11 protein-coding genes and 1 pseudogene are annotated in these 14,707 nt (G+C 63.5%); 8 read left to right on the top strand and 4 right to left on the bottom strand.

Annotated features, from left to right (window positions below):
• Positions 1-121 precede the first annotated feature (121 nt).
• From QOL62_RS18965 to QOL62_RS18955, 3 genes are read left to right on the top strand one after another with little or no spacing between them, the layout of a single operon-like run.
• Positions 122-1,666, top strand: a complete 1,545-nt coding sequence (locus tag QOL62_RS18965; protein ID WP_283407096.1) for a tyrosine-type recombinase/integrase — start codon at positions 122-124, stop codon at positions 1,664-1,666.
• Positions 1,663-2,577 carry a tyrosine-type recombinase/integrase gene (locus tag QOL62_RS18960; protein ID WP_283407095.1) on the top strand — a complete coding sequence of 305 codons (915 nt, stop codon included), beginning with the start codon at positions 1,663-1,665 and terminating at the stop codon, positions 2,575-2,577. The genes QOL62_RS18965 and QOL62_RS18960 overlap by 4 nt, the downstream gene beginning before the upstream one ends.
• On the top strand, positions 2,574-3,578 hold the full coding sequence (locus tag QOL62_RS18955; protein ID WP_283407094.1) for a tyrosine-type recombinase/integrase: 1,005 nt from the start codon (positions 2,574-2,576) through the stop codon (positions 3,576-3,578). The genes QOL62_RS18960 and QOL62_RS18955 overlap by 4 nt, the downstream gene beginning before the upstream one ends.
• A 148-nt stretch (positions 3,579-3,726) precedes the next feature.
• Here QOL62_RS18955 and QOL62_RS18950 read toward each other — a convergent pair.
• Positions 3,727-6,177 (bottom strand): annotated as a pseudogene (locus QOL62_RS18950) (strawberry notch-like NTP hydrolase domain-containing protein); the annotation flags it as partial.
• Positions 6,178-6,401: 224 nt separating this feature from the next.
• Between QOL62_RS18950 and QOL62_RS18945 the strand changes: the two are divergent.
• Positions 6,402-7,220 (top strand): universal stress protein, encoded by an 819-nt coding sequence (locus QOL62_RS18945; RefSeq protein WP_179220878.1) that lies wholly within the window; start codon positions 6,402-6,404, stop codon positions 7,218-7,220.
• A gap of 22 nt (positions 7,221-7,242) precedes the next feature.
• Here QOL62_RS18945 and QOL62_RS18940 read toward each other — a convergent pair whose 3' ends face one another.
• Positions 7,243-7,821: an NAD(P)H-dependent oxidoreductase gene (locus QOL62_RS18940; RefSeq protein WP_089220679.1), complete on the bottom strand. Its 579-nt coding sequence runs from the start codon at positions 7,819-7,821 to the stop codon at positions 7,243-7,245.
• Positions 7,822-8,119: 298 nt separating this feature from the next.
• Between QOL62_RS18940 and QOL62_RS18935 the strand changes: the two genes are divergently transcribed.
• The 4 genes from QOL62_RS18935 (at position 8,120) to QOL62_RS18920 (ending at position 13,750) form a co-directional block, all read left to right on the top strand.
• Positions 8,120-9,373, top strand: a complete 1,254-nt coding sequence (locus tag QOL62_RS18935) for a metallophosphoesterase family protein (protein ID WP_179220879.1) — start codon at positions 8,120-8,122, stop codon at positions 9,371-9,373.
• 3 nt (positions 9,374-9,376) lie between these two features.
• The gene (locus QOL62_RS18930; protein WP_089220674.1) at positions 9,377-12,826 is read left to right on the top strand and encodes an ATP-binding protein; all 3,450 of its coding nucleotides are present in this window, start codon (positions 9,377-9,379) and stop codon (positions 12,824-12,826) included.
• Between the two features lie 364 nt (positions 12,827-13,190).
• Positions 13,191-13,460, top strand: coding sequence for a CopG family ribbon-helix-helix protein (locus QOL62_RS18925; protein ID WP_020819389.1), 270 nt, complete (start codon positions 13,191-13,193; stop codon positions 13,458-13,460).
• Complete coding sequence (locus tag QOL62_RS18920) at positions 13,409-13,750, top strand: type II toxin-antitoxin system RelE/ParE family toxin (protein ID WP_283407224.1); 342 nt, start codon at positions 13,409-13,411, stop codon at positions 13,748-13,750. The genes QOL62_RS18925 and QOL62_RS18920 overlap by 52 nt, the downstream gene beginning before the upstream one ends.
• 39 nt (positions 13,751-13,789) lie before the next feature.
• Here the strand turns inward: QOL62_RS18920 and QOL62_RS18915 are convergent, their stop codons facing one another.
• Positions 13,790-14,362 carry a DarT ssDNA thymidine ADP-ribosyltransferase family protein gene (locus QOL62_RS18915; protein ID WP_283407223.1) on the bottom strand — a complete coding sequence of 191 codons (573 nt, stop codon included), beginning with the start codon at positions 14,360-14,362 and terminating at the stop codon, positions 13,790-13,792.
• A gap of 35 nt (positions 14,363-14,397) precedes the next feature.
• On the bottom strand, positions 14,398-14,707 hold a 310-nt coding region (locus QOL62_RS18910; protein ID WP_283407222.1), incomplete at its 5' end, for a toprim domain-containing protein.

Here is a 14,707-nt window from a genome sequence, read left to right as displayed (position 1 = left end):
ATTCTTTGCAGTCGAGATTTATGTCGAGTGGTTCGCGCGCGGGCGCAGGTTTCCGTGATGAAGACATCGTTTCTACTCCAGATAATTAAAGTGCCCCCAGCACCAACAAGCTGGAGGATCTATGACGTTGCCAAAGACGGTCGTTTCGTACGGACGGCCCAAGCCCTGGACGGGAGACGCTCCCACCTCAGAAGCTCTATCCACCGCCTTCCACTCTTCTCTTCTGGGGAGTGCGGCAGGATCAGCAGCGCTTTACAAAGCTGCCGCTCGCCATTTCCTGTTCTGGATCGAACAACAGGGCATCGCGGTATCGACCGTCGATGACGCTGTCGTCCGACGTTTCGAGAAGCATCGGTGTCGCTGTCAGGGCTTTCCCCTGCACAAGCCTGACCGACCAGGCTTCACCAGTAAAGTCCGGCGTTTCGTCCGTTTCCTGGAGGACCAGGGCGTTATCGACGTGCCCGACGACGTGGACCGCCTGGACACGCTGTTGGCGGACTATGCGGTATTCCTGGTACAGGAGCACTACAGCGCCGCGGTCATCAAGAGCTACCGTTCGGAAGCGGCGCACTTTGCCGCATGGGTCCGCTTTTCTCGTCTGCGGTGGCAGGATGTCACCGACGATCATGTTGCCCTATATGCCGGCCACAGCTGTCGTTGTCCGGTCTACCGCAAGCGCGGGACGCTGGTCGGTCATTTCGGGCCGCTACGCCGTAGCAAGGGAGCCCGGCGCTTCCTTGGGTTTCTTCGCGATCGGAACATTCTCTCGCAAGTCGACCGCTGGGATCACCAGGATGATGCTCTGGCCCCCTACAAGACGTGGCTGAAGGCGCATTGCGGCAGCTCGGCCGAGACGATCCGGCGCTATTGCGGCGAGGTGAAGCACTGGCTGCCGGAGCTGACCAAGCCCTCGGAGCTGAACGCGGGCATCATCAGGCGGATCGTCGGTCATCGCATCGCTCAGGCGCCGGGTTCCGCTTCGACCATCACTAGCATCATGCGGAGCTATGTGCGTTTTCTCGTCTCGCGGGGGGAGTGCGAGCCGGCGCTCCAACACGCCTTTCCACCGATCAGGCGCTATCGTCTCGGCACCCTGCCACGCTACATGGATGATGCAACGATCGAGAAGATCATTGCGTCCTGCCAGGCCGATACCGCGGTGGAGATCCGCGACAAGGCTATCATCCTGCTACTCGCCAGACTCGGATTGCGGGCTGGCGATATCTGCCAGTTGCGCTTGACCGATATCGATTGGAACGACGGATATCTTCGGGTGAGCGGCAAGAGCAGACGGCCCGACCGCCTGCCATTGCCACAGGATGCCGGGGACGCGATCCTCGATTATATCGAGCGGTCCCGCCCTCCGATCGCCGAGGAGGTGTTGTTCGTTCGGGTGCAAGCTCCTTTTCGGCCGTTCAGTTCGTCGGCTGAGATCGCCGGCATCGTCGCGCGTGTCTTGGATCGGGGCGCCATCGAAGGCGTGCCGACGGGCGCCCACGCCTTCCGCCATTCGCTGGCCACACGGATGCTGCGCGCCGGCGCCGGCCTTGAGTCGGTCGGCACGATCCTGCGCCATCGGTCCCCAGCGACGACGGCCATCTACGCCAAGGTCGACGTTCCGATGCTGCTCAAGGTTGCCCAAGATTGGCCCGGAGACAGGGCATGATGAACGCCCAGATCGAGCGGTATGTCGCGCTGCATCGCAGCTTCGGCCGCAAGTTTGAGGTGCAGGAGCAATTGCTCCGACTCTTCGCCGCCTATGCTCGTGGTTTCGGCGACCGGCACGTCACAGTCGAGCGGCTCTACGATTGGTGCCGGTCGGCGAGTTCCCAGAACGTGGCCAGGGACAGGTTCGACCATCTACGTCGCTTCTGTCTTTATGCTCATGCTGAGGATCGGCAGCATCGGGTGCCCCCAGCTGGCGTATTCGGGAGAGGGAAGCGACGTCGCCCGACGCCTCACATCATCGAGCCCGAGCAAGTTCAGGCGATCATGCAGGCCGCCCTTGATCTTCCGCCCAAGGGCAAGATTAGCCCACACACCTACCACTATTTGTTCGGGCTGCTCGCAACAACCGGGTTACGACTTTCCGAAGCGCTCGCATTGCAGCGCGAGGATTTCACCGCCGACGGCCTGATCATCCGCAACGGGAAGTTCGGTAAGCAACGCCTCCTGCCGATCCAGCCATCAACGCGCAAGGCGTTGGAGGCTTATCTCGCTGTTCGGCGGAAGCTCGGCGCCCACGGCAATGATCTGTTCGTTCACATCCGAGGGCACGCCCCCAGCACAACGCGCGCCTATATAATGTTCGTCAGATTAGCGCGCGAGTTGGGTTTTCGTGGCCCGCCCGGAGATCCCGGCATGCGCGTCCATGACCTACGGCACACGTTCGCCGTTCGGTCGCTGGAGTCCTGTCCTCGCGATTGGGAAGCGATCCGACATCATATGGCAGCGCTCAGCTCCTATCTGGGCCACACGGACGTGGCCAACACATACTGGTATCTCGAAGCCACGCCGGTGCTGCTTCGCGACATCGCTGTCGCGGGTGAGCAGCTTTTCCTGGGAGGTGCAGCATGACCGCGCTCGCTCCCCATCTCGCCGCGTTCCTGCGGGATCATCTTCCCCGCGAGCGTAATGTCAGCCCGCATACGGTGACGACCTATGCGAACTGCTTCGCGCTTTTGGTCCGGTTCGCAGCCGATCGGCTCAGGCGAAGGCCAACTGACCTCACGATCGAGGATTTCGATCCCGAGCTGATCATGGCGTTCCTCGACCATACGGAAGATGCGCGCAAGAACAGCCCCAGAACTCGCAATGCCCGGCTCGCGGCGATCCGGGCGTTCTTCCGTTACGTCGAGTATCGCGTCCCAGCATGCCTCGACCTGGCGCTGCGTGTTCGTGCCGTGCCGACAAAGCGGACCGACACGACCCTCATCGACTATCTGACACGAGATGAGATTACTGCGGTGCTCGACGCACCTGATCCTCGGTCCCGCCTGGGCACTCGAGATCGGGCGATGCTGCACCTTGCCTATGCCGGTGGCCTGCGGGTCGCCGAGTTGCTGTCGCTGCAGATACAAGACTTTCCAGAACGCTCGCTCGCGACGGTTCACATTATCGGCAAGGGCAGACGCGAGCGCGTCTTGCCCCTGTGGCGCGAGACGCAGGCAGCATTGCGGGCTTGGCTCGCCGTCAGGCCGCCATGTCAGGCGGCGGAGATATTCCTCAACGCCAAAGGCGAGCCAATGACGCGCGATGGATTTGCGTTCAGGCTGGCCTTGCATGTCGCCACGGCGGCAAAGAAGCAGCCGTCGCTGCTGCGCAAGCGGGCCACGCCTCATGTGCTACGGCATTCCTGCGCAATGCACACGCTCGCTGCGACCGGCGACATTCGCAAAGTAGCGCTCTGGCTCGGCCATGCCAGCATCCAGAGCACTGAAGCCTACCTGCGCGCCGATCCGGAAGAAAAGCTGCACATCCTCGCCGCACACGGCTCGCCAGCGATCAAGCCAGGCCGGTTCAGGCCTCCGGCTGACCCGCTGATCATGATGCTCAACGACGTTCGGAAACGAGCATAGCTCCGGAGGTCTCTCGCCTCCGACATCGCCCACAACCTTAATTATCTGGAGTAGAAACGATGTCTTCATCACGGAAACCTGCGCCCGCGCGCGAACCACTCGACATAAATCTCGACTGCAAAGAATACGTCTTATCCGGAGATCCAGATAAGATGTATTCTCGCGGCGAGAGATCGATTTCGAGATCCGCGCGCTCCTCGGGATTGAGATCGCCAAGGCGCCGGTTGAGAATGGATTCCGCCGTCGTCACCAGCTGGAGCACCACGGACTGGCCATCGGAGACATGCGCGCGAATGGCAGCGATAACCGTCGGGAGCTTCATCGAAAGGAGCAGCTGACCGAAGAATCGCTGTTTCGTGGACTCGAAGCGCGAGCGCGCCGAGGCCTTGGCCCCACTGTTGAGCGTCGCATTCGCCAACCCGTCGACCACCGATGTCAACTCAAGGGCGCGTTCCATATTGCGATGAATGATCGCCCAGGCATCGGCATAGCTGTCATAGATGGCGATCTGGTCGGGCGTCAGTTCGTGCCGCAGGATCTCATACTCGACACCCACGAAGCTCAGCGCACGGGCAGTATAGAGACCTAGCGCCTTGAGGTCGCGCGCCACGAGCTCCATCGCCGCGATCCCGCCCTTGCGAATACCGGTGATAAACTGCTCGCGATTGGTGAAGGCGGTTTCCGGGCCCCAGAGGCCGAGCCTGACAGCATAGGCCAGGTTGTTGACGTCCGATGCGCCGGTCGCCGAAGCGTAGAGCACACGGGCTCCGGGGAGGTTGTTCTGAAGGAGAACCCCGCAAATGCCTTGTTGCGAGCCCTCCTTCGGGCCGAGAGCCCCCTCGCCGCCCGCGACGCCGCCCATCTCGTGCGCTTCATCGTAGCCGATAACGCCTTCGAAATCGTCGCCGGCCCAATCGATGATCTGCTTGAGGCGACTGTGATCGCCGCGCGCCGAGCGAAGTGTGGGATAGGTGACGAACAGGACGCCCTGCTCGAGCGCGATTGGCTGGTCGATCTTCCAGTTGGAAAGGGGCTGGATGTCGGCCGCGAGGCCACCGAGCGCGGTCCAGTCGCGCCGGGCATCCTCAAGCAGCGTTTCGTTCTTCGAGACCCAGATGTTGCGGCGCCGGCCCTGCAGCCAATTGTCGAGAATGCAGGCCGCGACCTGACGCCCCTTTCCCGCACCGGTGCCGTCTCCCAGGAAGTAACCCTTGCGATAGACTCGGCCGCCTTCGGCTTCGTCGAGACCAACACCTTCCTTGCTCGGCGTGAACCGGCCGGGCAGAAACTGGGACCAGGCGTGACCCGCATAGACAACTGTTTCGAGCTGCGAGGCGGAAAGCAGGCGCTCGGAAACGGTGCGTTCCGGGAGGTGAGGCACATAGTCGGGGATTGGCGCGGCGATCGATCCCATCGCCACCGATTCCACGAGCGCGGTCGGATGCTCGCCGGCCGCTTCGAACACGATCCGACTGGGCCTGTAGGGCAGATAGACGCCGACCTGATCGAGCAAGGGCGCGGGCGCATCGAGCGCGGTGTAGCCGACAGGCAGGATATTGTTGCGAACCGGCGCATGATAAGGCCTCGGCGCCGCCCGCGTGCTCTTGACCGCACGGAACAGGGACAGGCTGGAGGAGCGCTTTGGCGTCGGCGGTAACGCGGTCGTGATCGCGCTGCGTTCGGGAACGGTCAGGGCTCCCAGCAATTCGCGGATCGATCCGCGCTGGATGGTCGCCTGAACGGCGCCGCCCCCGACCTTGTCGATGACGAAGAGCCGGACCGCGATTGACGTCCCGTGCTTCAGATAGCATTTCTCGAGCCGGACCGACGTCCGGACGCTGACATCACGCAGCGTTGTCTCGAAAAGATCGCGCATGCGTGCATTGGGGCCGAACCAATCGGGCATGACCGCAACGAGCCTGCCACCGGGTTGCAAGCGTCGCAGGGCCGCCTGGAGATGGCGGACGGCGGCATGACTGTCGGCGCCGAGACCCACGGAGCGCGAGAAAGGCGGGTTCATCAGGACGATGCTGGGGCGCGGCGCGTCTGCGAGCGTGGAATTGATCGTCGCCCCGTCATGGCCGGTGATCACCGCATCGGGAAAGGCATGTCTCAGGCGCGCGCGGCGCGGCGCGGCATATTCGTTGAGCTGGAGACCGGCATGATCCCGGCAATGGGCGATGAGAAGTCCATTACCGGCACTCGGCTCCAGAATGACATCTCCGGGCTCGATAGCCGCCAGGACGACAGCAAGCGCGGCGAGATCAACGGGTGTCGAAAATTGCTGCCATTCGATCTGCTCCTCGCTGCGCACCGTCTGGGTGGGCAGCCGGTCGAGCAGGTCGCAGGCCGCACCGACATCGGCGAGTGAGCGCAGCGGATAGGGACCGAACTGGAGGTGGTGGGCGAGCGCATGCTCCAAAATCTCGAAACTGTCGCGCTGCGTCCATAGGCCATCGGCATCGGTGCCGCCAAATCCGGCGACCATCGCGGCATTGAGATCCGCGCGGGTAATGCGATCAACGGACCGGAGCCGTTCGACAAGGAGGGTGGTCGCGCGGCGTTCAGCCGCCGTCGCGGCATCAGAAAGGTTGGTCATTTAGGGGTCTCCAGAGCGGCTACCCTTCTGGTAGCTCAGCCCTTCACACCCCCTTCCCTTTGGATCGGATGCGCGGCCGCGCGTGGTCACGCGGGAAAAATGCTGTGGCCCAGTGCCTGATCGCGCAGACTGTCGCCGAGCAGGTAGATTATCTTATGGTATTGGCGGGTGTCTCACCCAAAGCTGTCCGCGCACAATCTCTCATATGCCTTCAAGGAAAGACCATGACCGCGACTTTCGAAACGTTGTTGGCGAGCGACTTCTCCGCACGATGTGATCGGCCGCTTGACCGGGCAGTGCAGATCGCACGCGATCATGGCGGCAAACTGACGATAGCGCACGTCCTGGAGCGGCAAGGCGCACCGTCTGGGCCCGAGACGGTCGAGCGCCTGCGTGCGGAATTGCCGCTCACGGCGCAGGACGCCAATCTGATCGTGCGGTCCGGGTCTGCCCCCAAGATGCTGGCGCAAATAGCGGCGGAACGCGGCAGCGATCTGATCGTGACCGGCGTCGCGCGCTACAACAGCATCGGCGATTATTTGCTGGGCACGGCTGTCGACCATATTGTCCGCAATGCGCAAGCCCCGGTTCTGGTCGTGCGGCGCCGCGCGACGGGACCTTATGAACAGATCGTCGTCGCGACCGATTTTTCAGACTGTTCACGCGCGGCTCTTCTGTCTGCCGCGCAGCTCTTTCCCGCAGCTGACATCACCGTCGTCCATGCCTTCCATGTCCCGTACGAAGCCTGGCTGAAATCGGATGATGTAAAGGAATATGTGCGAACCGAAGCCCAGGAGGGCATGGAGGCGTTCCTTGCCCAGAAGGAACTCGCGTCATTGGCTTCCCGCATCGAAGCCATTGTCGATGAAGGGGAGACAGGCAGCGTCATCATGCGCCAGTTTGAACGCACGAAGTCGCACCTTCTGGTCCTCGGCACCCATGGCCGCAGCGGCTTTGCCCATGCGACGATCGGCAGTCAGGCCGAGGCGTTGCTGTCGGCGGTGAATACCGATGTACTGATGGTACGCGAACCCAGGCCTTGACCACACTGCTCACCCGACAATGCTAGCGAGCAGCGTTCCCAAGCCGGGCGACGGCTCGGAGCCATTTTTCCCCGGACGACGCGCGCCCTTCCACGCTCCCGATAATCGAGTAGCGCACCGGGTGAATTCCGACGAACCGCAGAAGGTTGCGATCGAGGCTCTTGAGGCTATGGGCGCGGAAGAAGAGCCGATAGATGGGCGCGGGCATTCCCATCGTCACGATGATCCGCGCGGATCGACCGGTGAGAAGCTTGGCCGCCGCTCCGACCGAACCCTCCTCGATCGCAAAACCGGGGCGCATGACCTGTTCGAGAAAACCCTTGAGGAGGGCAGGAACGTCTCCGAGCCATAGTGGGTAAAGGATGACCACATGATTCGCCCAGCGAATGTCTGTCTGGGCCTTGTGAATGGCGGCGGCGGGCGCATTGTCCCGCCACTCCCCGGCCGATCGCAAGATAGGGAAATCAAGTTCTGCAATCTCGATCCGGCGCACTTCATGGCCTGCCGCCTCGCCGCCCGCCGCATAGGCATCCGCAAGCGCATGAACGTACCGGGTCCCGTTTGGGTCGGGATGCCCATCGATAATCGTGATGCGGGTCATGACATCTCCTGAATCCGCCATCCACGCATCGTCGTGCAATTGGGATTATCCCGGAGTGTCGGTGGCGACAGGCACCGGCCAGCCGAGATGAAATCACTTGAGCTATGAGGGGGAGCGTTTCTTCCTCGCAAGAGTCGGGAAACTGGCGGAGGAACCCTGATTACAATACATGCGACTGTGCGGAACGCATGGCCAATAGCTCTGCGGCCATGTTGGGGGTGTTCTCCCATGGGGCACTACACAAACGGAGGATCGCGGTGACCCAGAGAATATCGCCGCTTTCGAGGGGGGAAGAGTTTTGAGCGATTTTCGTTTCCTGCATGCCGCCGACATTCATCTCGACAGCCCGCTCCATGGCCTGTCGAGATATGAAGGTCTGCCCGAGGACGACATAAGAGGAGCCACCCGCGCGGCTTTCGACAATCTGGTACAACGCGCCATCGACGAAGATGTCGATTTCGTCGTGATCGCTGGCGACCTCTTCGACGGTGAGTGGAAGGACATGAGCACCGGCCTCTATTTCGCCCGCGCCATGGGCCGCCTGGATCGGGCCGAAATCCCGGTCTTCCTTCTCGCCGGCAACCATGATGCCGCCTCCGTCATCACCCGCAGCATTCCCTGGCCGCCCAATGTCCGCCTGTTCAGCGCGCGGCGGCCGGAAACCCATCTGCTTGCCGAGCTTCAGGTCGCTGTCCACGGACAGAGCTTCTCGACACCGGCTGTCACCGACAATCTCGTTCCGTCCTATCCCGCCGCTGCAGAGCATCACTTCAATATCGGGATGCTGCACACCGCGCTGGCAGGCCGGAAGGGCCACGCCGATTATGCTCCCTGCAGCCTGGATGATCTCAAGGCCAAGCAATACGATTACTGGGCGCTCGGCCATGTCCATCAACACGAGATCGTGTGCGAGGCGCCCCATGTCGTCTTCCCGGGCAACATCCAGGGCCGCACGATCCGCGAGACGGGCCCCAAGGGCGCGGTGATCGTCACCGTGGAGGATGGTCAGGTTTCCTCCATCGATCGATTGAATCTGGATGTGATCCGCTGGCTCGCGGTCGATGTCGACTGTAGCGACGTGCCGGCCGACAGCATTGCGGAACGCATGCGCTCCGCGCTTCTTGAAGCGTGGCAGCGCGGCGGCGATGGATTGCCCCTCGTCACACGGCTTGTGCTGACGGGCGAGACCGACAGCGCCGGCGCGCTCATCGACAGCGCCGCGGACCTGCGCGACGTCGCGCGCGCCGTGGCCGCTTCGATCTCGCCCAATCTCTTCATCGAGAAAGTGAAGCTGCTCGTGACGAAGCCCGCCACCGCCAGTGAGGTGATTGTCGGCGACGATCTCGCTGCCTTGATCGACCGAGCCGCTACCGATCCTCAACTGCACGAGCTGCTGGCCGCGGACCTTTCGCCCTTCCTGCTCGCGGCGCAGAGCCTGCTCCCCGATGCCGATGAAGCGGACCTTCGCCGCTATGCCGGCGACGGCAAGTGGGACGCGGTCATCGGAACCGCCGCCCAGGCGCTCCGCTCGCGTTTGACGAAGGGGGACTGAGCGATGCGGTTCGCCACCCTGTCACTCGAGCGTTATGGTCGTTTCGAGGATTGCGAGCTTTCCTTTCGCCAGGGCGACCCCGATCTTCACGTGGTGTACGGCGCCAACGAAGCGGGAAAGTCCACCTCGCTTGCGGCGGTCTCCGATCTGTTGTTCGGTTTCCCGGCACGGTCTCCCTACAACTTCGTCTACGACTACGCCCTGCTGCGCGTGGGGGCCGTGCTCGAGGACGAGGGGCACAGCTTCGCTTGTCGCCGCAAGAAGGGGACGGCCGGGACACTGATCGATGCCGAGGATCGTCTCCTCGACGAAGCTATGCTGCTCGCCATGCTGCGGGGGCAGACGCGCGAGACATTCGCACTCTCCTTCAGCCTCGACCAGGATGGCCTGCGAGCGGGCGGGCGGGCCATGGTCGAGGCCCGCAACGACCTGGGCCGAGCCCTCTTTGCCGCAGGCTCCGGGCTCACGGGTGTTGCGGACGAATTGGCTCGCCTCGAGAGCGAAGCCGATGCGATCTGGGGACAACGCGCCGCGGCGAGGCGGAGCTTCACGCAGGCCCAACGCGATTTCGAAGCGCAGACCCGGGCAGTCCGAGACCAGGCCCTCAAGCCGAAGGCTTGGCTCGATGCCAAAGGCGCGGTCGCGGACGCCCAGCAGATGCTCGAAGAGGTTCAGCGGCGGCGCGACGCAGTGCTTGCCGAGGTCAGCCGCCTCGAGCGCATCCGCCGGATTGCGCCTGCCGTCCGTCTTCGCAGCGACCATCTCGCGGCGCTTGCCGCCCACATGGATACGATTGATATCGGGCCGCAGCGCGAACACGCCGCCGAAGCGGCAATGGCCGAGATGGAGGCCGCTTCGCGTGCAAGGGCCGCCGCTCAGAATCTGGTGAACGAAGCCCGGGCACAGATCGATGCGCTTTCTCCTGATCCGTCGGTCCTCGCCCACGACGCCGAAATCGACGCGCTGATCGCTTCGTCGGGCGCGGTGACAAAGGGTCAACAGGACTTAGCGCGTCTGAGCGAGGAGCGATCCGCATCGGGAGGTCTTGTCGCCCGGCTCCGCGCCGAAGCCGGCGCGCTCGCCTCCGATCCCCCCACACGGATCGTAAGTTCCAGACTGCGCGAAATCGCGCTCGGCCATGCCGAGGATCTCGCCGCGCTCCGGCAGATCGAAGAGAGTGAGCAGGACCTGGCTGAAAGGCGTGTCGCGATCGAGAGGAAGATTGCGGATCGCCCCCAAACAGGAAATCTGACCGCGATCGTAACGGCGATCGACCTTGCCAGGACCCTCGGGGCCGATGCGGACGCGCGCTGCGAACTGGCGCAACGCAAAGCCGACCGGGCCGCGGCCAGCCTGGACGTGGCGCTCGCTCGGCTCGCGCCCTGGAGCGGGGACGCATCGGCCCTGGCCGCGCTTCCCAGACTGGCACGGCACGAAATCGAAGACGTGCGATCCGTCCTTTCCGAAGCCGAGACCGATCTGCAGCGGGCAAGAGACGCCGCTTCGCGCGCCCGCGAAGAGGCCGAGGCGCTCTCCCTCGAAATGGAGCAGCTCTCGTCGGGCGCTGCGGTAGCTGACGAGGAGATCACCGCCGTTCGAAGCGAGCGCGACGCGTTCTGGCGACCGCTGCGCGCGCACATGCGGCAAGGCATGGCCCTCCCCTCCCCTGATGAAGCTGTCGATGCTTATGAGACGGCAGTCGCTCGAGCAGATGAACGCGGAGATGCCCGCTACGCCGCCGCCGACGAGTCGAGCCGTCTGACGGTCATGGGTCAACGCCGGACCAGGCTCCTTCTGGCCGCTGACCAGGCGGACACGCGCGCGCAGGCGGCAAGCGATCGTCGCGAAAGCGTGCTGACGGGCTGGGCACGAAAGTTGGCGGAGGCGGGCTATCCGGCGTTGGAGCCCAACCGGTTCCTCGGTTGGATGTCCGAGCGGGAAACGGCCGAGGCAGCACATCGGGAGGCAATCGATGCCCACGACGATGCCAGCGCGATCGTTGCGCGGCGCAATGAATTGCGGGCCGGCCTGGTCGCCGCCCTCGCAGACGAGTCCGTGCCCAAGGGAGAAGACCTCCTACCGCTGCTGGCCTTCGCCACACGGATTCGGCAAGCCGGCGAGGCGGCCGCCGAGCAGCACAGACTCGACGAGGCCGCACTCGCACAAATCGGGCAAGATGCGGAAGGCCTGCAGCGCCGCCGCAAGCGCGTCGATGAGAGTATGACAACGCGGATGGAGGCCTGGCGCGTGCTGCTGGTCGAAGCGGACATCGATCTCGACATAGCCAGCGCTCCGGCAGCGCTCGATGTCCTGGACGAGCTCAGAGCCGCGATTGCCGCGCAGCGAGACCTGCAGACACGCATCGACGGCATAGCGAGGGACGCGCATGAACATGACGAAAGCGTCGCGGCCTTAACCGCAAGTCTGGGGATAGCCGCCTCGGGCGGCGGAGTGACGCTGCTCGAAGGGATGCGGGCCCGGCTCTCGGCGGCGCGCTCGACCGCAAGCGTCCTGGAGGCACTCGAGGAAAGCATTGCCGGCCGAAGCGCCGAGATGGCGGCCGAAGACGCACGGCATGCTGCGGCCTGGGCGTCGCTGACCACGCTTCTGGAGGAGACGGGCGCTACCGACCTGCAGGGCCTGGGTGCGGCCATCGAGTGTTCGCGGGCAGCGCGCGCCCTGCGCCACGCGGTCAGCGAAGCAGAAGCCGCGATCGTCGCGGCGGGCGACGGCAAGGGACTGGATGAGCTTGTCGGGTCCCTGGAAGACGTCGATGCTGACGGTCTGGCCGTCCGAATCCAGTCGCTCTCGGGGCAACTGACCCAGCTCAACGATGAGGTTGCCACTGCGGCAAGCGCCCACGGCGATGCCAGGAGAGTCTTTGCCGGTCTGGAGGCGCAAAGCGGCTCGTCCGCCGACGCAGCCTCGGATGCCGAGCAGGCCCGGGCCGAGCTCGCTGTTCTTGCCGAAGATTTTATCCTGAAGCGAGCCGAAGCCGTCACGCTACGCTGGGCGATTGAACAATATCGCGAGCGCCATCAGGATCCCATGCTTCTGCGCGCAAGCGAGATCTTCCGCCGGCTGACGATCGGGCGATATGCGGCGCTGCGGATCGACAGCGACGGACCCAATTCACGGCTCCTGGGGTTACGCGACGACGGCAGGACCGTGGTGGACGTCGGGGCGATGAGCGAGGGAACCACGGACCAGCTCTTTCTCGCGCTTCGCCTCGCAGCTGTCGAGCAATCCATCGCGGCCGGTGTTCGCCTGCCCTTCCTCGCGGACGACTTGTTCGTCAATTTCGACGATGAGCGTTCCGAGGCAGGTTTCAGGGTGCTGGCGGAACTCGCGCGATCGACGCAGGTGCTGTTCTTCACCCATCACCCCCATCTGGCGGCGATCGCCCGATCTGTCGTCGGCGAGGACCTTCACTCGGAATGCTCCCTGGCCTGAGACAGCCGAGCGACCTTCAGATCAAGCCGCCCTGGACTGGCTGTTCGAGCGCGGAACGCGCGGCTCCGACACTCTTTCGGCGCTTTGTGTACGCAACCTGCAGCGGCACCTGTCCTCGTCCCATTCGATGCGCGCCAGCGAATATCGCCGCGGCTAGCAATTGCCCGACGGCTTCGATCTAAGGCCGCATGACGTGGCGGAGGCTGCGGAAATGCGGCAGCGGGTCAAGGACGCCTTGAAGGACGGCAAATAGCGGAGCGCGGCCTCCAGCGCCTTTGCCCGGTTCTCGACTCCGCGGCTCCCCAACTTGCGTTTTCTCGTCAGTATGATTATATTTTAATCGGACTGATAACAGGTGATAAACATGGCGACCGAGACGAAGGTATTGACCGCGCATGTCCCCCTGGGGCTCGCGGAAAAGGTTGAAGCAATGGCCTCGCGACTCGAACGCTCGCGCGGCTGGGTGGTGAAGCAAGCGCTCGCCGCCTGGGTCGATCAGGAGGAGGAGCGTCACCGGATGACGCTCGAAGCCCTGGAGGATGTCGATGCCGGACGGGTGATCGACCACCAGGCGATCACGGCATGGGCCGACAGCCTTGGGACGGACAAGCCGCTACCCTCGCCGGTCAAATGAAGATCCAGTGGACCAGCAAGGCGTCGTCGGACCTTGTGCGTCTGCACGAGCATCTGGGCCCTGTCGCACCCGAAGCGGCGGCGCGCGTGGTCCAGCAACTCGCCCACGCACCGGATCGGCTGCTCGATTATCCAAGGATCGGCGAGAAGCTGGAAGCCTATGAACCGCGCGAGATCCGCCGGATCATCGTCGGCAATTACGAGATGCGCTACGAGATCGCGGCCGGAACGATCTTCATGCTGCGCCTCTGGCATTGCCGCGAAAACCGCAACTTCGAATCGGAGCAGTAGCGAGGATGCGATCGACCACCGCCGCAGTCGCTTCTATCCTCAGACCAGACCGAAATCCTGAAATTCAACCTGCCGCAGTCGGCCGGACAGCCCGTTCCGAATAGCTCTCACGGGTTCCGCCAGTCCCGGTTGACCGACGATGGCACCATGAATGTGGTCGGCTTCGATCGGCTGAAGGACTTGCACTTCGGCTTCAGGGTCGGTGGAAAAATGAGGTGCGAGATCTCGCCTCTCCTCTTCGCCGCCAGCGAACATCTGCGCAAATGCCCACGGGCCTCCGCAATAGCCCCTATGGTTCTTGACCTCGTTCCTTGCCGCGTTGCGCCAGCAGAATCGGTAATCATGCGTCCACAAGATGGTTGCGGAAAGGACAAGCACGATCCAGTCGACATGACCACTTTTGCGTCGCTTTGCCGCGAACATCGGCCCGTTCACACGCGAAATCGAAACAGAGACGGCGTCTTCGTTTCCATCCAATCGGCCGTAATCGCTGGCATATGCCAAATGATCGGCTGCTGCCAGATCGCGGCGCGGCCATAAGCCATGCTTCACGATCCCAGTGAGATTCGCAGCTTGGGTGAAATGCAGCAGGAACCGCACGTCGCGGTCCACGGCGATGGAGCGGATAGGCGTCCTGCGGGCCTCCTTCATCGCAATGATCCCATAGACGCCTCCAATACCTCCGCCCAGTCTTTGACGCCGCGCGGCGCCATCCGCGTTATCTCAAGACCGGGCCGAGCATATCGCAACGCCGCGCGTGCCGCCGCCAGTTCACCTTCAGCGTCATTGTCGACGGCGAGGATCAAGGATGTCAGACCTTGCGGCAGCAGGATCTGATCGAGACGCCGTGCACCCAAGCTCGCCCAGCAGGGAGCTCCTTGAATGAGGGTGAAGGCCCGCGCGGTTTCGAAGCCCTCGGCGAGCGCCAGGCAAGAAGCCCCCCGCCCTCCCCCTTGC

It is taken from the genome of Novosphingobium panipatense (assembly GCF_900182875.1).
GTDB classification, from domain to species: domain Bacteria; phylum Pseudomonadota; class Alphaproteobacteria; order Sphingomonadales; family Sphingomonadaceae; genus Novosphingobium; species Novosphingobium panipatense.
Note: the sequence above shows the minus strand (reverse complement) of the source record. Positions and strands in the feature narration are given on the sequence as shown.